Origin of the sequence: Bacteroides sp. AM41-16 (assembly GCF_003603495.1) — a bacterium.
GTDB classification, from domain to species: Bacteria; Bacteroidota; Bacteroidia; order Bacteroidales; family Bacteroidaceae; genus Bacteroides; species Bacteroides uniformis.
On the sequence record NZ_QTNE01000024.1, the window covers coordinates 38,851 to 56,727 of the forward strand.

18 protein-coding genes are annotated in these 17,877 nt (G+C 49.4%); 2 read left to right on the top strand and 16 right to left on the bottom strand.

The window, feature by feature from the left end:
- Nucleotides 1-35: 35 nt before the first annotated feature.
- The 8 genes from DW896_RS18210 to DW896_RS18255 all read right to left on the bottom strand — a co-directional run bounded on the left by DW896_RS18210 (nucleotide 36) and on the right by DW896_RS18255 (nucleotide 5,641).
- Nucleotides 36-1,325, bottom strand: coding sequence for a HAMP domain-containing sensor histidine kinase (locus DW896_RS18210; protein ID WP_009038161.1), 1,290 nt, complete (start codon nucleotides 1,323-1,325; stop codon nucleotides 36-38).
- Entirely contained in the window at nucleotides 1,322-1,999 is a 678-nt protein-coding gene (locus DW896_RS18215; protein ID WP_005832639.1) for a response regulator transcription factor, read from the bottom strand. Before DW896_RS18215 ends, DW896_RS18210 begins: the two co-directional genes overlap by 4 nt.
- Before the next feature lie 49 nt (nucleotides 2,000-2,048).
- Nucleotides 2,049-2,597 (bottom strand): DUF4738 domain-containing protein, encoded by a 549-nt coding sequence (locus DW896_RS18220; RefSeq protein ID WP_005831701.1) that lies wholly within the window; start codon nucleotides 2,595-2,597, stop codon nucleotides 2,049-2,051.
- A 60-nt stretch (nucleotides 2,598-2,657) separates the two neighbouring features.
- Complete coding sequence (locus tag DW896_RS18225; protein ID WP_016272777.1) at nucleotides 2,658-3,107, bottom strand: DUF4890 domain-containing protein; 450 nt, start codon at nucleotides 3,105-3,107, stop codon at nucleotides 2,658-2,660.
- 136 nt (nucleotides 3,108-3,243) lie between these two features.
- Nucleotides 3,244-3,471: a DUF4248 domain-containing protein gene (locus DW896_RS18230; protein WP_005831704.1), complete on the bottom strand. Its 228-nt coding sequence runs from the start codon at nucleotides 3,469-3,471 to the stop codon at nucleotides 3,244-3,246.
- Nucleotides 3,472-3,597: 126 nt separating this feature from the next.
- A complete protein-coding gene (locus DW896_RS18235) occupies nucleotides 3,598-4,077 on the bottom strand; it encodes an HU family DNA-binding protein (RefSeq protein ID WP_009038158.1) in 480 nt (159 codons plus the stop codon).
- Between the two features lie 246 nt (nucleotides 4,078-4,323).
- Nucleotides 4,324-4,533: a 4Fe-4S binding protein gene (locus tag DW896_RS21920; protein WP_080597342.1), complete on the bottom strand. Its 210-nt coding sequence runs from the start codon at nucleotides 4,531-4,533 to the stop codon at nucleotides 4,324-4,326.
- 487 nt (nucleotides 4,534-5,020) lie between these two features.
- Nucleotides 5,021-5,641: a DsbA family protein gene (locus tag DW896_RS18255; RefSeq protein WP_005832650.1), complete on the bottom strand. Its 621-nt coding sequence runs from the start codon at nucleotides 5,639-5,641 to the stop codon at nucleotides 5,021-5,023.
- 293 nt (nucleotides 5,642-5,934) lie between these two features.
- Between DW896_RS18255 and DW896_RS18260 the strand changes: the two genes are divergently transcribed.
- Nucleotides 5,935-7,443, top strand: a complete 1,509-nt coding sequence (locus DW896_RS18260) for a DUF3843 family protein (protein WP_119993631.1) — start codon at nucleotides 5,935-5,937, stop codon at nucleotides 7,441-7,443.
- 51 nt (nucleotides 7,444-7,494) lie between these two features.
- Here DW896_RS18260 and DW896_RS18265 read toward each other — a convergent pair whose 3' ends face one another.
- Nucleotides 7,495-8,181, bottom strand: coding sequence for a TrkA family potassium uptake protein (locus DW896_RS18265; protein ID WP_008665006.1), 687 nt, complete (start codon nucleotides 8,179-8,181; stop codon nucleotides 7,495-7,497).
- Nucleotides 8,182-8,186: 5 nt separating this feature from the next.
- Entirely contained in the window at nucleotides 8,187-10,016 is a 1,830-nt protein-coding gene (locus tag DW896_RS18270) for a TrkH family potassium uptake protein (RefSeq protein WP_119993633.1), read from the bottom strand.
- A 133-nt stretch (nucleotides 10,017-10,149) separates the two neighbouring features.
- Between DW896_RS18270 and DW896_RS18275 the strand changes: the two genes are divergently transcribed.
- Nucleotides 10,150-11,517, top strand: coding sequence for a TrpB-like pyridoxal phosphate-dependent enzyme (locus tag DW896_RS18275; RefSeq protein WP_005831725.1), 1,368 nt, complete (start codon nucleotides 10,150-10,152; stop codon nucleotides 11,515-11,517).
- Here the strand turns inward: DW896_RS18275 and DW896_RS18280 are convergent.
- From DW896_RS18280 to DW896_RS18305, 6 genes are all read right to left on the bottom strand, one after another.
- Complete coding sequence (locus tag DW896_RS18280; protein WP_057097803.1) at nucleotides 11,514-13,112, bottom strand: ClC family H(+)/Cl(-) exchange transporter; 1,599 nt, start codon at nucleotides 13,110-13,112, stop codon at nucleotides 11,514-11,516. The two genes, DW896_RS18275 and DW896_RS18280, sit on opposite strands and share 4 nt — an antisense overlap.
- Nucleotides 13,113-13,184: 72 nt before the next feature.
- Nucleotides 13,185-13,361: a DUF4250 domain-containing protein gene (locus tag DW896_RS18285; protein WP_005832662.1), complete on the bottom strand. Its 177-nt coding sequence runs from the start codon at nucleotides 13,359-13,361 to the stop codon at nucleotides 13,185-13,187.
- A gap of 119 nt (nucleotides 13,362-13,480) precedes the next feature.
- Nucleotides 13,481-15,034 carry a carboxypeptidase-like regulatory domain-containing protein gene (locus DW896_RS18290; RefSeq protein ID WP_044468137.1) on the bottom strand — a complete coding sequence of 518 codons (1,554 nt, stop codon included), beginning with the start codon at nucleotides 15,032-15,034 and terminating at the stop codon, nucleotides 13,481-13,483.
- Complete coding sequence (locus DW896_RS18295; protein WP_044468136.1) at nucleotides 15,031-15,891, bottom strand: FecR family protein; 861 nt, start codon at nucleotides 15,889-15,891, stop codon at nucleotides 15,031-15,033. The genes DW896_RS18290 and DW896_RS18295 overlap by 4 nt, the downstream gene beginning before the upstream one ends.
- On the bottom strand, nucleotides 15,888-16,439 hold the full coding sequence (locus DW896_RS18300) for an RNA polymerase sigma-70 factor (RefSeq protein ID WP_005831734.1): 552 nt from the start codon (nucleotides 16,437-16,439) through the stop codon (nucleotides 15,888-15,890). Before DW896_RS18300 ends, DW896_RS18295 begins: the two co-directional genes overlap by 4 nt.
- 51 nt (nucleotides 16,440-16,490) lie before the next feature.
- The gene (locus DW896_RS18305; RefSeq protein WP_044468135.1) at nucleotides 16,491-17,753 is read right to left on the bottom strand and encodes a carboxypeptidase-like regulatory domain-containing protein; all 1,263 of its coding nucleotides are present in this window, start codon (nucleotides 17,751-17,753) and stop codon (nucleotides 16,491-16,493) included.
- Nucleotides 17,754-17,877: the final 124 nt, after the last annotated feature.

Below are 17,877 nucleotides of genomic sequence, written 5' to 3' on the forward strand. Positions count from 1 at the left end.
GTAGAGAATTAGGAAAGATTTGGGAACAATCGCAGTTAACGGTAAATTTCACTTTCTTTAACCAGACGGAAGGTATGCATACCGTCTTGCCATTCATACGTGAGCTTCAATGAAGACGACAACGCAATGGAACGCGCTATGGCAAGCCCCAGTCCGGTGGAGTCCTTCTTGCCATCCATGCCATGATAGAAACGCCGGAACAACTTCTCTCCATCCAAAGGAACATCACCCGTATTCTTTATGACCAGCGAAGTTGGAGTGGTAAGTACCTGCAACTCTCCCCCTTCCCTATTGTGCAGCAACGAATTCTTCACCAGATTGGAAACCAGTATTTGCGCCAGCGAATGGTTGCAACGGATAATAAAAGGCTGCTCCTCCCGTTTTCGTATCAGTCTCACCTGCTTATGTTCATAGATATCCATCAGGTCGGGCAAGAGTTCATCCAATATCTCATCCACCGAGACATCCTCCATCTCGGTATACTGCCCGTTCTCTATACGGGAAAGCAACAGCAGGGACTTGTTCAGTTTTACGGCACGCCCCAGCGTGGCATATATCTCGTCCAGCTGCTCCATTTGCTGTTCCGTCATCCCTTCACTCTCAGCCAGCAGTTCCACTTTTCCCCTCACGATGGCAAGCGGTGTCTGCAACTCATGCGAGGCATTCTCGATGAACTGCTTCTGCTCCTCGTATGCCTTGTAGCTGCGGTTGCCCATATCCAATGCAGCATCGCTCAGCTGGCGGAACTCCCGTATCTTCGTCGGGTTGTCCAATGGAGGCACCTCCTTGCCGGGCTGAATGCAGTGCAGCCAGTCAAGCAACCTATGTAACGGACGGAACACTCCCTTCAGCACCAACTGGATGCCGATGGAAGTACAGATGAGAAACAACAGGAACAGCGCTCCCAGATACCAAAGCATAGCCTCCACCATGTCATCCCGCTCCAAAATGGAAATCATCAGTTTCAACTCATAATATTGCCCGTCGGGCATACGGAAAGCGGTACACATGACACGTACCGGTTCGTCTTCATCCTCCAGTTCGATATAAACCGTAGCATCATAGAACACTTGTCTGTAATGCCGCCCTTCCTCTTCGGATATAGGAGTGAACTTATAGAAAGACATCAACGAGCCTTCCGTTTCGAGTATCGAGGGGTCGTGAAGCGCACTCTCCATCAATATCTCACCGTAATTCTCCAACGTATCGTCCGTCTCATCCACCACCTCGTCAATGATTGCGTAATAGAACAGCACACCCCACACTGCCATCAACAGAAACAGCAGCAATGCAAGTTTGCGGTAGGTGTAGCTCAGCAGCTTCATAGTTCGGAGAGTTTGTAGCCGAATCCATAGACAGCCTTTAATTCTATGGTAGCCTCAGCTTGTTTCAATTTCTTACGCAGATTCTTCACTTGCGAGTAGATAAAATCCAACGAATCCGCCTGGTCTATATTGTCTCCCCACACCGACTCGGCAAGGCTCATTTTATTGATGACCCGGCCGGGGTTGACTACAAAATAATAGAGCAGGTCGAACTCCTTGCGGTTCAGCTGCAAGGGTTTTCCGTTTATCTCTACCTGCCGTTTGTCGGGGTAGAGCAAAAGATTTCCAAGGGTGACGGTCACATCTCCCTTCGCCTGCCGCCGACGTATCAATGACTTGACACGTGCATTGAGTTCTGCCAGATGGAAAGGCTTTGTAAGGTAATCGTCGGCTCCCAGTTCCAGCCCGTCCACCTTGTCGTCCAGCGAGTCTTTGGCCGAGATAATAAGCACACTGTCACTGCGGTGCAGCCGTTTCAGCTCACGCAGCAAGTCCAGACCGCTCCCGCCAGGCAACATGATATCCAGCAAAATGCAGTCGTAATCGTAGTCATTGATTTTATCCAATGCCGAAAAATAGTCGGCAGCGGTCTCTACAACAAACTTTTCTTTCAAGAGCGAAGTGCGGATGGTTTCCCGCAAATCTTGCTCATCTTCTACAATCAGGATTTTCATACCGGCAAAGATGGTCTATAAAACTGGAAACAATCTGGAAAACTATCCACTAATCAATGCTGTCTGTCTGATAGTCCTCCATCAGTTCTTCTTTTGCCATGGAGATTTTCCCGTCAGCCGTAATGGTCAGTCTGATGGGAACATAAAGGTCGGATTGCGGATAGCAGACGCTCGCCGCGTATATGATTCCTTGCGGAGTGGTCTTGTCATAGACCAGCCCCTCAAGAATGGAGTACTTCATGAACTTGGCATCCACCAACGAAGCAAAATTATCTTTGGTGAACACTTTATCCACCACCTGCTTCCCGCCGCACGTGATGCGCAAGGTGATACGGTTATCCACAAATTTCTCCCCCTGCTCGTTTTTCACTATCGGCAGAGATTCATCCGGCCGGCGCACTACAGAAGACTGATACTCTTTTCCCTTATACGTAAAGGATGTTTTTACATCAGACACCTGCATGCGCTGTGGGCCGGCAATTTCTGTACTATCCTGCATCAATACCTGCGTACCGTCTTTCTTATTCTTGTCTTGCGACGAACAAGCAGTGAAGAAAATGACCGATGCACACACTAAAATATAGACTATATTCTTCATCGTTCTGTTTTTTAGTAGTTGACCGGACAAAAATAGTACAAATTGAATGCAATAGAAAATTTATTTTCTTTTAGATTCCATTTTTGCTTTTCTATCCTGCACTTTCTTGCTGTATGCAGCATATTGTTCTTCCGTCATAATCTTCTGGAGTTGTGAATCATAAGCAATACGGGCAGTCTTCATCTCTTCACGCTTCTTTTCCATCTCCGCTTTTTTCTGCGCGCGTTGCTCATCCGTCAATTGATGGCGCTTGCCATCTCTCTTATGATGCTTGTGTGCTTTGGCACGATGCATCGGCATATCTCCCATTTTCTCAACCAATGCCAGATTTGCCTCCAGCAGTTGTTGTTTCTGCGTATCGTTCAAGGAGTACTCTTTCACCATCCGTTCCGTCATGCGCTCGGCACGGACTTTCGGTTCGGGCATTTTATCACTGTGGCGGGCATGTTGTGCCATTGCCATGCCACCCATCAGGAAGGCGGCCATCCATATCAGAACTATTCTTTTCATCATTTTTCTCTTTTTTTAATTAATACCTTATGTTAGTTATACCTATTGTGTTGCAACGTATCTATGACAAAAACAAAAGCGGGAAGTTTAACCGCAACTTCCCGCTTTAACATAATAAATGAGGTTGAAAAGAATATTAAGGTTCGTCCAGATACTGTACGATAAGACTCACCTGCTTCGGCATGAATGTCCGTGTCCTTACATTGTACCCGGTATGCGCCAAGGCTTCATACAGTTCGTGATTCCGTTTTATCCACCGCGTCAGGGTGCGGATGGCGCAACGTGCAGTAGCATTGGGGCAATAGAGGCATGCCAAATCTTTCTTTTTATAAGTCGTGATACGAAAGCCATTTTCTGTTTCCATAGCAGTTTGTCTGATTTTTAAATGATTGATGTAAAGATACGATATTCAAAAGGCGAAGTCAAGTATTTCAAGGAGAATATGAACCTTTTTCTGAGAAAGTTCATATTCTCCTTATTTACAGAATGTTTATCCTAACGGATTTTCTCCCTGGTCGCCATCGGAACCGCCGCCATCCGGATTTGGTTTGGAGCTACCCCCGCCAGAAACGGTGCCGTTGCCCGACCAATCCATCTTCTCTACGCTGGCGCGGGTCAGCATATCCTTAAAGTAGAAGCCCGGGGTGAAGATAATCTTGCGGCGATAAATCGTGCTTGCCTTTACATCTTCCAGCTTGTCCTGGCTCTTGGCGTTGATGCCGGGACGGAAACAGCCGAACTCACCCAGCTGTACCGAAAATCCCTTGTTGATATCCATATTCAAGGTGTCGATCAATCCGTCCAGCACCAACTTCACCACACCGCGAGGCGCCATGCCTATCTTGGAAACCTCGTCGCATAAATCCTTAAAACCTACCACACCCAAAGTTTTCATCTGCGCCACGTACTTTTCCGTTTTTGTCTCGTCAAAACCGAATACTCTCTTTTTTACTTCATAATTCAAAGCCATAGTTTTTTAATTTTAAATTGATTAATAAAAGTCGGTCTTGTTCGCTCGTCAGTCTGCAAAACCAGTTTCTTTGTGACCACGATGCAAAGATACAACGGGCAGAAAACGGGGTGGTGCTTTAACGGAGGTTTAAGGAGGTTTTCGTAGGATAAAAAAGGATATTGGAGAAAAAGAAAGGAACTGATAGACAATGACTAAGAAATTTTATTCCTTAATCATACATTGTTTTTATCCTTTACGGCATCTTTAATTGACAGCGTAAAAAAGTTCAAGTTCTTTTCTCTCTGAATTTGCGCTTGCAAACTCCAAACTCTTTTTTCCCAAAAATGGATAGTGGTAGTTTCGTGAGCCGACAGGACATAGGGCAATGCACCTTCCACATGAAATACATTGACCTTCATCTGTCTTTATGGGGTTCTCCGACGCAATGGCACGTGTCGGGCACTCTTCCTGAATAGGACGGCACGCCTACGACCAACAATTCATCGCGTCCCAATCTCAAACCGGGGGATTAAAACATTACTCGTAATGTCATGTTGGATATTATCGGCGTGCAGCTGCTTGACGATACCCTGCACGATGGCTTTGGTAGTAAATGTAGCACTGAAAAAAAACAGAATGGACTTTATGTATCTCCATAAATCTTAATTTATCCGATTAAATTTCTAATAACCGTAAATTTATTGGTATCCGTTCAAGGTCAGGCAGAAGAAGTCACTGTCATCATACGGATAATCGTATTCGATGGGGAGTTCTTCTTTCTCTATTTTCTTGAATCCGGCTTTCTCATAAAACAGATGTGCTCTGTCCGTATTCTTGGGGGTGTCGAGAATGATTTGCCTCCAGCTTTTTCAATATGCGGAATAACAGCCCTTTATCCATATTGAGCTCACGGGATATGTCCTTTGCATTTCGATTCGGATGCAAATACACATCTTGAATTTTACCTCTTTCTGGCATACACCACACTCGGCCCCATCCCATGCCTCATCAGCACCCCTTCTTCTATAAACCTATTCAAATCGACAACCGCCTGCTTATAACTACGTCCTGCCAGCCGTGCATACTGGGAGCGATTGATGCAGGGATACTGCTGCAAATACTCATCCAGCAACTGCCAGCGCTGCTCCACGCCCAACGCCTCATCGGCAGACGAAGCAGGCGCCGATGCCGATTGCGGACAACGCTCCAACTGCATCTTACCTTTCAAATCCTTATAGAACTCCCTGCCCAGACGGAAATTCAACCCGCGCAAAGCGATGGAGGCAGCACGAAGCTCTTTCTTGTCCGTCGCCTGGCGGGTACAACTCAAAGAGGGGGTGAAGTAACCCAGTTCGCCCAGCTCCACCGTCCAGCCATTGGCAAGGCAGTCGCGCAACTCGTCCATAAAGCCTGCCATCGCTCCTTCCAGCAGGCTGCGGCTGAGGCCGGTGAAAAGATGTACACGCTCGATAAATTCCTTGCGGTCGATGGTGCCCTTGGGGACAAAGCGGGCATAAAGGGATTGTTGCTCGCCGGTCTGGCGGACGTCGGGTTTCTCGAAAAGGTCGTAATACGCACTCATATATATTCTGTTTTTAAATGGTCCTGCAATTCCGTCATTTCTTCTTCCACGGCATTAAGGAGAAGAAATGCTATTCTTTAATCATTCCACCATGGAGAAAATATCATTCCACCACGGAAGAAAAATCGTTCTACCATGGTGGAACGATTTTTTCCACACGATAGAACGATTTAATAGTAGCATACAAATATACTAATCGAAAGGAGGAAAAACAAGAAAATTCCCATAAAAAACATATCTTTACGCTGGAAATGAAACATATAAAAAATACACACCAAACTCACTTTAGAGTCATGAAGAAAATATATCCCAAAAAATGGTTGGAACTGCATCCGTACAAGCAGACAAACAGCGTTGACCAGTACTACGTCGGCATTGCAAACGAAATCCACAAAAGACTTTACTCTTCAACGATAGCCGACGCCTTCGAAGAAGAGGAAAACATACGCTATACAAGCCTCTGCCTCGCCGCATGGTTTGAGGACGTCATCTCCCAGACCGGCATCTGGCAGGCATTCACTGCCGAGTGCCGGAAGCGATACGGAGCCTATCTGCCCTTCTACCCCATCAAAGGCGATTATTTTCCGGATGAAATCAATCTGGAGGACATACGCTTTCTGCTTTGGCACCATATACAATATCTGTGCCGGGGAATAAGCGCCATCAACCCCGAGAATCCCGGAATAGAGCAGACTGCACAAGAGATATACGGACTGCTTGCAGAGGAATACGAAACCGCTCCCGAAAATGAAAGGATGCAGGAATTTCTATACCACTCTGCCATGGGAGAAGAAGACTTCTTCCGCTACCGGGAGATACTGGATTGGTTTCACTACCAATGCTACTTCAACATCGAAAATGTCGCCCAATGCCGGGACGAAGCTGAACGGTTGCTGGATGATGAAAAGATTACTCCCGAAATGGCAGAGACCCTCATATATGCCACACGCACCTCACTGACGTTCAAAGGCCGCCGCAACCTGCTGTCGCTGACCTCACCGGAATGGCTGGCTCTCATCGGAAAAGCCCATCCCGAACATCAGCTTTGGGGCAAGGTGAAGGCACGGGAAAACAGTTGCTATCTGCTGGAGAAAGAAGACGATGAATTTCTGTACGTCAAAGATTTGTGCAGTGAGGACGAAGGCGAATTCAAGATAACCAAGAAGTCCTTGAACCTTTCGGCCATCCGTAGCCGAGAGGCAGGGAAAAGCACCCTTATCTGCGAACTGATTTATTTTGGCAACGCATGGTGGCAGTGCGGCATGCTTCTCGAAAACAAGTACGACCAGAAAATGGCGGAATATGTGGACGACTTGACGAAACAGAAAGAAAAGACGAATGAAAAGGCAACATTCCATGATTTCATAAAAGCATCCGGCGGGAAATCTTTTGTATTCTGCCAATCGCAAGAGGAAATCTCTGATTTTCTGCTGAACAAGATGGGATACGGCTTGAAAGAAGACCTGGACATACCACGCATACATACAGAAACCGGAGCCATGCTGATGGCCAACCCGCACACCGGCCTACATATCCAATTCAAGCTGTGCGAATGCATCAAATCTCCGGACAACCCCAATTATAATAAGGAGGAAGCAGAGAAAAACGCCATTATGTTCATCGTCAACCCAGACATTATCCCTTACCAACTGAGTTGCATCCTGCAAGACGAAGGCATGCTTCCGGATGCTTATCTGAACAGTTTGCAAGGAAAAGAATACGGACAAGAGTTCATACGCAAGAATGCACACTTCCTGACTGATTATTTCCATTATCGGTGTCGGGAGAAAGACTTTGATTAGTTGAAAATGGGGGGTGAATACCACTTTTGACACATTTCCAACTACCAATTATCATAGTGCTTTCCAGAACTTCTGGAAATCCTTATACCGTCCGTAGCACACTAACTGGTCGCCGGCTTGTATCTGGTCATTTTCCGGCAGTTCGTTCAGTACATTGTGTTCCACATACGAGACGCCCAGGCAATTCTTCAAAGTCTCGGCACGTTTCAAGGCGAGCATCTTCAGGCCAAACTCCTTATCGAGATTCAATTCATTGGCATAATAGCCAATGAACTTGTCCGGAACGGTGAACTTGACTACATAATAATCCGGTGCCACGCGGAAGGTCTCCATATCGGCACCGAATTCCAGCAACTGTACCAGTCCGCGTGCGGCATCCTCCTCGGGAGTAAGAATGCGTTCCAGCTCAAAAGCCTCGAGCACGGAACGGTGGACAGCGTCAATGGCGCGGGCATAGATATGCTGCACCTTCTTCTGCTTCAGCAAAGCCACTACACGGATGGATGCACCGAAATTCTCGCCGATGGCAACAATCACCACGTCCACACTGTTCAGCGGCAACACGGACAACGCCTGCTCGTCCGTAGCGTCGATGACAAAGGCTGTAGCAATCTTTTCCTTCAGACTATCTACCCTGCCGGCGCTCACGTCCGCACCTATCACTTCGTGCCCCAGTGCAGAAAGCTCCTCTGCCAGCACGTGACCATAATTCCCTAAACCGATAATAATATACTTCATCTTATTTAATTGATTATAATCTGACCACTCGGATACTGATACTTCGTATGCTTCTTCTGCTTGATGATGCCAAGCATCAGCGTAATCAGTCCCACACGCCCCACAAACATCAGCAGTGCCACCAGCAGCTTGCTGTCGTCTCCCAACCGCGGGGTAAGGTTCAAACTGGACCCCACCGTGCTCAATGCCGACACACACTCGAAGGTAATGGCCAAAAGCGACGTACCCGGCTCCAGAATGCTGATGATGAAAATAAACAGCAACAAGACGCCGAACGACATCACCACCGTGGCATTGGAACGACGGATGGAATCGTGTGACAGCTCACGACCAAACACCTCTACCCGTTCCGTGCCGCGCAACACAGCCACCAGATTCAGCACCACTACCGCAAAGGCATTTACCTTGATACCGCCTGCCGTAGACTGTGAACCGCCTCCCACCCACATCAGAAACAGATATATAAGCAATGTCTGTACCTCCAAGCCTGCCAAGTCCACACTGGTAAAGCCTGCCGTACGGGGACACGTGGCATTGAAAAACGCCTGCGTCCACTTGTCGGCCACCGACATGCCGGCGAAGGCGGCATTCCACTCAAAGACAGCAATGCCCACCGTGCCCAGTACCAGCAGCAGGAAGGTGACTATCAGTACAATCTTTGTATTCAGGTTGTACAGATGGTAAAAACGCTTGCCGTCCCAATGCCACGTACGCAGAAAGTGCCACAGACGACGCAGATGGTAAAGAATAATATCCTTGAAATTCACCAGTATGGGGAAACCGATACCCCCCAAAATAATCAGCAGAGATATATAGATGAAGAACGGATTGTGCCCCGTCATCACCAACGGATTACCCAGATTTCCGGGCAACGTGGAGAATCCCGCATTGCAGAAAGCGGAAATGGCATGAAAAGCGGAAAAGGCCAGCTCTTCTTGAAGGTCCATCCCCATCGTCCCGTGGATGTCTCCCCAGATAGCAAGCATCCCTATTCCTTCAATCACCAGCGTAAAGGCCAGAATATAGACCAGGGTGGAGAGCAAGGAATTCAAGGAATTGGAACTCACCATGTCGCGCACCACCAACTGATTGTACAACGAGGTATTACCCATGAAGAACATGGCAAAGAAGCTCGTCAGTGTCATCACTCCCAGACCGCCTATCTGAATCAGCAGAATGATTACCACAAAACCGGTCGGGGTAAAAGTGGACGCCACATCGACAGACGTCAGCCCCGTGACGCACACCGCACTGGTGGATATGAACAGCGAGTCGACCCACGATATGCCGTTCGTCGTGCAGCGCGGCAACATCAACAGCCCCGTGCCTATCATTATGATTATCAGGAAACTTGCAGCCAGAATAAGCGAAGGGTTCGTACGCCGCCCCAACAACCGTACCAGCCCGTTGGAAAGGCTGAAAAAGGAAAACACCAGCAGCAGGACAAGATGATAGGCCTTGCCATGCAGAAATTCCCAGAACTGCAAGATGGCGCCCTCCTCCTCCGGACGATGGAAAATGACCGGGATAAGGGTCAGATAGAGCAGAATGGTCAGTATCCAGGTGAGCTTACTGAAGGTGCGCCGGGTATCCTTGTATTCCAGCAAAATGCGAAGGGTGACATCTACCAGAAAAACAATCCACACCCCATGGTACAAGCGTTGGAGCTGATGCGCCTCGACCTCTGAAATCGTAAAGCCATGCTCATAGACCACGCCGACAATCAGCAGGATGGAGGCCAAATAAGTGATGGAAGTCATTACTCCCACTGTCATCCGTACGTAAGGGTGAATCCATTTATTTTGATACAAAAGGAATTTATGATAAATCTTCATAAATGCATCGATTAATGAAACGCGGCAAACTTAGACAAATATACCTTGATATACAAAAAACAAAAGGAAAAAGAAATTGGTTCAAAAATAATAGCTACATTTGGGCATTGAATTATTAATAATTTTAACCACTATGAGCAACAAAAAGAAAAGATTCATTCTCCCGGAAGAGGAAATCCCACAGTACTGGTATAACATACAAGCCGATATGGTGAACAAGCCCATGCCACCGCTTCACCCCGGCACCAAGCAACCGCTGAAAGCAGAAGACTTGTATCCTATCTTTGCCGAGGAACTCTGCCGCCAGGAACTGAATCAGACCGACACGTGGATTGAAATCCCCGAAGAGGTCCGCGAAATGTACAAATACTACCGCAGCACTCCGCTGGTGCGCGCTTATGGATTGGAGAAAGCGCTCGGCACACCGGCACATATCTACTTCAAGAACGAGAGCGTCAGCCCGATGGGCTCGCACAAGCTGAACTCCGCCATCCCGCAGGCATACTATTGCAAGCAGGAGGGAGTGACTAACGTGACCACCGAAACCGGTGCCGGACAATGGGGAGCTTCCCTGGCATATGCCGCCCGCCTTTTCGGGCTGGAAGCTGCTGTCTATCAAGTGAAAATCAGTTACGAGCAGAAGCCCTACCGCCGCAGCATCATGCAGACATTCGGTGCGCAGGTTACCCCGTCTCCCTCCATGTCTACCCGCGCCGGAAAAGATATACTGACCGCCCACCCCAACTATCAGGGCTCGCTGGGAACAGCCATTTCCGAAGCCATAGAGCTGGCACAGACCACTCCCAACTGCAAATATACCCTCGGCTCCGTATTGAGCCACGTGGCCCTGCACCAGACCGTCATCGGACTGGAAGCCGAAAAGCAGATGGAAATGGCGGGTGAATATCCCGACACCGTCATCGCCTGCTTCGGAGGAGGTTCCAACTTTGGCGGTATCGCCTTCCCCTTCATGCGCCACAACATCCTCGAAGGAAAGAAAACACGCTTTGTCGCCGCCGAACCTGCCTCATGTCCGAAGCTGACACGCGGCAAATTCCAATACGACTTCGGAGACGAGGCCGGATACACTCCGTTGCTGCCCATGTTTACACTGGGACACAACTTTGCCCCTGCCAATATCCATGCCGGCGGCCTACGCTATCACGGTGCAGGTGTCATCGTATCACAACTGCTGAAAGACGGTTATATGGAAGCGGTGGACATCAAGCAGCTCGAATCATTCGACGCCGGTTGTCTGTTTGCGCAAGCAGAGGGCATCATCCCCGCCCCCGAGTCCTGCCATGCCATTGCCGCCACCATCCGCGAAGCAAACAAATGCAAGGAAACGGGTGAAGAGAAGGTGATTCTGTTCAACCTTTCCGGTCACGGACTTATCGACATGGCATCCTACGACAAGTATTTGTCCGGCGATTTAGTGAATTACGAGCTGACGGATGCCGACATCCAGAAGAATCTGGACGAGATAGGCAATCTGGCTTAATAGATATTCGCCATACTGACAAGCGGTTCATAGAGTTTCTCTATGTCCTGCGAGTCCATCTCAATCTGTACCTGGTCCCCCGGAATCAAACGAGTTCCTGCGGGGACCAGATTTTTTCCATCCCGATGTACATTGATGATGGCGCAACGTTCCGGCAGGGACAGTTCGTCCACCAGTTTCCCGTCCAGATAAGAATCCGTCATAATCTCCACCGAAAGCGTATAGCGTTTCTCTTCTTTAAAATCGGGAGCATGAATCATATCTTCATAGAGGGAGACGTTGGAAGGCTTCATTTGCAGAAGTTCCGTAAAATAGTAGGTCAACCCGCCAACAACCACCGAAGGGTAAAAGACCTCAAAATGCCCCGTAATCTCCGTAATCAGCACAATGGCCGTGAGCGGTGTACGGACCACGGCCACCAGAAAAGCCGACATGGAAACAAGCATGATATAACTGACATTCTCTTGCCCGATGACACCGTACCTCACTCCTACCAGACCGACAATCTGTCCCAACAACCCTCCCGTAACCAGCGTCGGAATGAAACTGCCGCCCGGCAATCCGGAAGAGACAGAGAAAACGGAAAAGACGAAATGCAGCAACATGACAGCCGTCACCCACATAATCTGCGTACTGCCGTTCTGTGCCTGGGCCAGCAGAAACTGCTCCCCGCCTCCAGTCAGATTGACCTGCATCAGCGAAATGATGTAGGCCACCAGCACCAGATATAACATCTTGACATACGCCGGAGAATTGACTTTGGCATACACATGCCTGAAAGCATTCATGGTGGAGGAGTAGAACTTCCCGCATACGGAGACAATCACCGCCAATATCAAGAAATACTTCATCTGGACAAAGAAGGCGAAAACCGGTTCCGTTACTTCTATCAGATGGTAAGGATTCACAGGAAAGACCATGCTTGCCACGGCTCCTGCCACAACACCCGCCAGCAAGGTAGTGATGGCCGTCTTAGGGGCATCGAAGCGTTCAATGGATTCTATTACAATGAGCGAGGAAGCCAGTGGCGCTGCAAAAGCCGCAGCGAGCCCCGCTCCCGCCCCGGCTGCCAGCAACTGTTTCTGTTCGCCTTTCAGGATATGAGTCCAGCGAGATACCAGGCTACCCACATAAGAGCCTATCTGCACGGAAGGCCCTTCGCGCCCCAAAGACAACCCCGCCGAGAAGGACAGAATGCCCCCTACAAACTTGGATACCATCTCGATGAAAGGATGCCGGTAAGTGATGCGCCCGTTAATCACGCCGCGTGTCTGCGGAATACCTCCCCCGCCGATAAGCGGCATTTTCCCCACGAGCCACATGACGAAGACGAGAATGCCCCAAGAAAACAGAAAGAGTGGAATGTGCCAGTACCAGGCCGGATGCGAAGCGAAGAAACCACTGCGGAGGTGGAACAGATAATAGAGAAGATAGTGATAGGGCACAGCGACCAGTCCCGTCAGCAAACCGACGAACATGCTGACGAAATACAACCGAGCATCCACCAGCTTCAACTTCCAGATGTGCCAGCCGCGTACTGTTTTCCAGTTCTTGACCCTCGTCCAAAGACGTTCTGCCTTATCCCATAGTTCCATAACAAAACAACTCCCGTTAACTTGCGCTTTACAACAACAAGCAACGGGAGTTGTTTTATACAGAAACATTATTTACCAAAATCTGTTCTTTGCAGGATTATACTCAAATCCCACGAGCTTCAATTTTCGTACAATGTCCTCTTTCTCCACGTTCATATCCTCGCAGAGCGCGTCCAGCGAAGGATAGAAATCACGCAGTTTCATGTTGATGAAGCTGTACAGCATCACCGGGTCCTCAGGTAATCTCATAGTTACAATCTTTAAATTTAAACTAATACCGGGGACAAAATTACAATAAAAAAACAAAATAGAGATAATTTTAGTGTAGAATATACAACCTACCCACCGCAAACGATTGAGGGCCATGTTTACGGAGCTTCCGTCTGCTCTATCTTCAGGGAGACCTTCTCGATAATCTTTCCAAGCTCCTCTTCCAGCGGAATCACATTGAAGTCGCCCCAGAAATCGGCGTCATACTTGAAGTCGGTTTCAGAGAAGACGGTATGCACCGGCAACCGTTCCGCACGCGGGAAGCGCGTCACGTTCTCCCCGTCAATCCGGCAGGTCACCATCTCGAACCAGGTATACAGAGTGGGATTACTGAAGAGCATGCGTTTTCTCTTCATCTTGAAGTAAAGGTCGCCACGGATGTGGTGGACATAATAGGTACCGTTCCAGGGTTTGTATGAGACGGTATAGACAAGTTTCTCCGTTGTCAGCCTGATTTTCGGAGCCTGGCGTATCACGAAAAGCCGTGTGGCGGCCTTCACATACCGGGGATGAATCTCGAAGCGGGCACGCAGCAAGGCGCTGTTCTCCGAGTCTATATAGAGTTCTCCGCAGAACAAAGGCTCCTTTACCCCACGTTTCTGCTCAAAATAGACGACGTTGGCAGTACGGTCGTCCACCGATACGATGTCGCCCGAAGTATAGGTATAAAGTTCCTCGCCGGATTCCAGCAAGAGGAAGTCGGGAAGATTCTTCATGATGTCCAACTGCAGACACGCCTCCACCCCGGAGCTGATTTTGGCAAGCACACTGTCCGTCTGCTCCCGGTTGTCTATCTTGCTCATCTTGAGCAACTTCACCTGGTCCTTCAGTCCGGGCTCCATCGTGGGCGATTTGTAGACCTTGAAAACCGCCTCCGTCAGGCTTTGGAACTTGTTCTTCAGTTGTACGCCTTCCCGGTAGAAGGTGGTCAGATAGACCGGAGAAGTGGAGCAGTTCCTATCCCGGTGCTCTATCATCTCGCGAAGCAGCTTTTTAGGCTCCACCAGGCGGATAAGCACTTCTTGTAAGGAAATGACTTTCGGCTCAAGGCTCAGAACATTGCTGCGTCCTTCCAAAGCAGAGGCTTCCACCGTTTGCCCCACATAACCCAGATGGGAGAAGGAGAGCATGCAGCGCCTCAACGAGTCGGGCAGGTTGAGCCGGAATTCACCGTTCTGGTTGGTAATGTTACCCAGTGAGGTTCCTTGTGCGATGACCGACGCACTGACGACGGGCTCTCCCGTCTCCTTGTCCAACAGGATTCCGGCAATGGTGGAATACGCCGGTCGGGGCGGCAGGAGTACCGTTTCTTCCATACTCTTCCTTTCTGCCGCCCGTGTTATCAATATATGGTTGCCTAATACCTTCAATTCGAGGTTCCGACTGCCGGTTATCCTATGAATGGCCTGTCTCACGGAACACTCCTGCTTCCTAACCCTCACTACTGAGTCGTTATGGATGACCTTGCTGTCATAGATAAACAGATAGCCGGACTGCTCCGAGACTTTCCCCAACAGCGCATAAACCGTTCCCTTCATTCCGGGCAGCCGGACGATGCGGTCCAGCACATCGCCTCCGTCCGCTCTTGCACTGCCCGCCAGGAAGAAAATGAAGAGTGAAAAATGGAGAATGAAGCATTTCATTGAATTCATTGTTCCGACAATATCAGTCTATTGCCCTGACGTGTACACTTCAAGTCGAACGTCCAGCATATCAGCTCGGCCACAGACTCCGGGGAGTTATTCGAAAATTCGACCGTCAGCCGCCTTTTGCCCAGGGTTGGCGACGCGGCTTCTATCTGCCAGCCGGCAGACTCCTTATTGATAGCACGCAGCACATCCTCCAGGCACTCGTCCTTGAAACGGATGTTGCTGGTGTAACGGTCAAAGAGCTCCGGATTCTCCGTCTCGCTGACGAGCAGACTGCCCCCCTGCAAGATAACCGTTTCTCCCGCCTCTACAAAGACCGTCTGTTCCTCTTGTTTCAGCAGCACCTTCACCTTCCCGCGCTTCACGGACAAGCTGAAGGGGGCCCCTTCATTGCTCCTGACATTGAAAGCCGTGCCCAGCACCTCCACACGCACCCTCGCCGTCTCAATCGTAAAAGCCTGCTCGGGTTTCTTTGCCACATCGAAGAAGGCTTCACCCTGCAGGTTCACTTCCCGCTTGTCTTCCGCAAAATGTTCGGGATACTTCAGCGTGCTTTCCTGCGCCAGATATACCACCGAACCGTCTTCAAGGGTCTTGACCAGTGTGGGCTTCTCCCGGTTCTCCTCCGTCAGCAAGCTACGACTGTCCCCACCTTGTTCCGGTACGGCCCACCATGCGGCAAAACATACGATTCCGGCAATCACGGCTGCCGCAACGCTCCCCCACTTGAGGTAAAGCCTGCGGTGCATTGCCGGAGCATGTTCCGCATCTGCCGGCAGCAGGCAGTCCGTTTCGAAGCGGGCATAAAGCCGTACCCATGCCTCGTCGGTCCTTGTCTTCTTTTTATCTACTTCCATCATTGTGTCCGGATATAATTATCAATTTCATTTCGTAAGGTTCGGAGTACCTTGGTCATTTCCGCTTCCACCGTCTTGACGGACAACGAAAGCGACAAGGCAATCTCTGCATATTTCTTCCCCTCCATGCGGTGCATCCTGAAAATCTGCTGCCGGCGCCGGGGCTGCTTGTCGAGCGTATGCCGGATGAGAGTCCGTAGTTCCTCGTACTCCAAATGCGCGTGGGGGTCGGACGAATAGCCCGGCCCGGACTCCGTACGGACAGATGCCCGATAGCGCTCCTTGACCTCCTGATGCTCACAAAACTGCACGGCTTCATTCCTCACAGAACGGTAGAGATAGCTTTTCACGGACTGGAATACTTGTAACCGCTCCCGGTTCTTCCACAGCACGTAGAACAGCTCCTCCACAATTTCCTCGGCAGACGCCGTATCACCCGTGATGCCCGCAGCATACCAGCAAAGAGGGGAATAATACCGGCGGAAGATTCCTTCGAACGCCTTTATATCGCCCTCCTTTATTCTGGCCAGTATCATCAGTTCGTCCAGCATACACGGTGTTTTTTCTCGGTTGCTCCAAATATAAGGAAAACTATCAGATAATCAATTGGATTGTTTCCGCAATTTGCTGACTGCATTCTCCAGGGATTCCGTAGGTTCTATGATATTGTAGTTCCTCCAGAAGTCTTCGTTCCAGTACTCATCCACCAGGTCGTAGAATACCTGCTTCCGTTTGAAGGTGTTCTTGTTGGAGATGCCGGAGAGAGGGCTTTCCGTCCTGTCGGTCACCACCATTTCAGAGAAAGCGGTGTAGCTGGAGGAGAACAGCCTTTTTTTCCAGTCGCATTTAAAGCGGATGACATTCCGTATATAGTTCAGGTAAGTCTTGGCCCCCTGCTGCTTGTAGGTCACCAGATAGGTGACTTCCTGCGGGCGGAACCGTAAGCCGACGGGCTTCTTATGCAGAATGGCCTCCACTGCCTTCACCCGGTTTGCCATGTCCAGGCCAAACTCGGCACGTGTAAAGGAAAGCCGTTCGTAGTCTATATACAGTTTCCCGATGAACAAGGCATACATCAGGCTGACCCGCGGACGGAAGCTGACCACATACTGCATGCGGTTATCCAAATTGACGGGGTCCTCCATACGGAATTCATAATAGTCCAGATTGTCCGTGCTCAACAGCGCATCGCCATTCTTCACAATGTCCAGATAAAGGGACAAATTGGGGCCTCCCACCACTTTCACAGCCAGCGTGTCACTCTGCTTTTGGCTCAGCAGGCGGCGGCCTTTCAGCAGCTGCACCTTGTCGCGGTCCACATCGCGGGAGTTATAATCCGTCTTATAGACATCCATCACTGCCTCGGACACGCTGATATAGCGGCGGCGCTTCTGCACGGTTTCCCGATAGAAGGCGGTCAGCATGTTGTCATTGCCAGAATAGTTTACTGGAATTTTCTTGATGGCCTCTTCCACTATGACGCGGGGATTATTGCCATAGACCACAATCTCGCTCAAAAGATTGGGAGCCGGTATCATCCAGATGGTCAGCCCGCCCGTTTTTTCAAGTTCTTCCAGAGAGAGGTGTGTAGTGAGATAGCCGATATGGGAGACTTCCAGTCCACGGAAAGCTTCCGCTTCCGCTACTTTCAAGGAGAATGTGCCGTCGGCATTGGTCACCGTTCCGATATTGTTGCCGACAACAGAGACGTTCACGTTTTCGAGTTTCTTCCTGCTGTCCTTATTCTTGACCGTACCGGTGATGACGAGCTCGTTCACTGCCGCGTCCTGCGCCATCAACGGGGTGATACCCGAAGATAAGAATGCAAACAAACACCCAAGTGTAAATCCTACAAAGTTTTTCATAAGGCATGTTTTTAAGGGGTTTCTATTAATAAGAGCGGTGAGAAAGATAAAACCCTATGGAATGGAGAGAAAAACACCAAAAAAGTAGTACGTTGATAATCAGAGAGAAATTTTGCCAAGACAT

Bases quoted from the DNA above. Each gene is read 5' to 3' on its own strand.
- DW896_RS18215 (WP_005832639.1), bottom strand. From the start codon at position 1,999: ATGAAAATCCTGATTGTAGAAGATGAGCAAGATTTGCGGGAAACCATC.
- DW896_RS18255 (WP_005832650.1), bottom strand. From the start codon at position 5,641: ATGAGTGCGTATTACGACCTTTTCGAGAAACCCGACGTCCGCCAGACC.
- DW896_RS18295 (WP_044468136.1), bottom strand. From the start codon at position 15,891: ATGATGGAAGTAGATAAAAAGAAGACAAGGACCGACGAGGCATGGGTA.
- DW896_RS18265 (WP_008665006.1), bottom strand. From the start codon at position 8,181: ATGAAGTATATTATTATCGGTTTAGGGAATTATGGTCACGTGCTGGCA.
- DW896_RS18260 (WP_119993631.1), top strand. From the start codon at position 5,935: ATGAAGAAAATATATCCCAAAAAATGGTTGGAACTGCATCCGTACAAG.
- DW896_RS18300 (WP_005831734.1), bottom strand. From the start codon at position 16,439: ATGCTGGACGAACTGATGATACTGGCCAGAATAAAGGAGGGCGATATA.
- DW896_RS18210 (WP_009038161.1), bottom strand. From the start codon at position 1,325: ATGAAGCTGCTGAGCTACACCTACCGCAAACTTGCATTGCTGCTGTTT.
- DW896_RS18270 (WP_119993633.1), bottom strand. From the start codon at position 10,016: ATGAAGATTTATCATAAATTCCTTTTGTATCAAAATAAATGGATTCAC.
- DW896_RS18305 (WP_044468135.1), bottom strand. From the start codon at position 17,753: ATGAAAAACTTTGTAGGATTTACACTTGGGTGTTTGTTTGCATTCTTA.
- DW896_RS18230 (WP_005831704.1), bottom strand. From the start codon at position 3,471: ATGGAAACAGAAAATGGCTTTCGTATCACGACTTATAAAAAGAAAGAT.
- DW896_RS18220 (WP_005831701.1), bottom strand. From the start codon at position 2,597: ATGAAGAATATAGTCTATATTTTAGTGTGTGCATCGGTCATTTTCTTC.
- DW896_RS18290 (WP_044468137.1), bottom strand. From the start codon at position 15,034: ATGAATTCAATGAAATGCTTCATTCTCCATTTTTCACTCTTCATTTTC.
- DW896_RS18280 (WP_057097803.1), bottom strand. From the start codon at position 13,112: ATGGAACTATGGGATAAGGCAGAACGTCTTTGGACGAGGGTCAAGAAC.
- DW896_RS18285 (WP_005832662.1), bottom strand. From the start codon at position 13,361: ATGAGATTACCTGAGGACCCGGTGATGCTGTACAGCTTCATCAACATG.
- DW896_RS18275 (WP_005831725.1), top strand. From the start codon at position 10,150: ATGAGCAACAAAAAGAAAAGATTCATTCTCCCGGAAGAGGAAATCCCA.
- DW896_RS18235 (WP_009038158.1), bottom strand. From the start codon at position 4,077: ATGGCTTTGAATTATGAAGTAAAAAAGAGAGTATTCGGTTTTGACGAG.
- DW896_RS18225 (WP_016272777.1), bottom strand. From the start codon at position 3,107: ATGAAAAGAATAGTTCTGATATGGATGGCCGCCTTCCTGATGGGTGGC.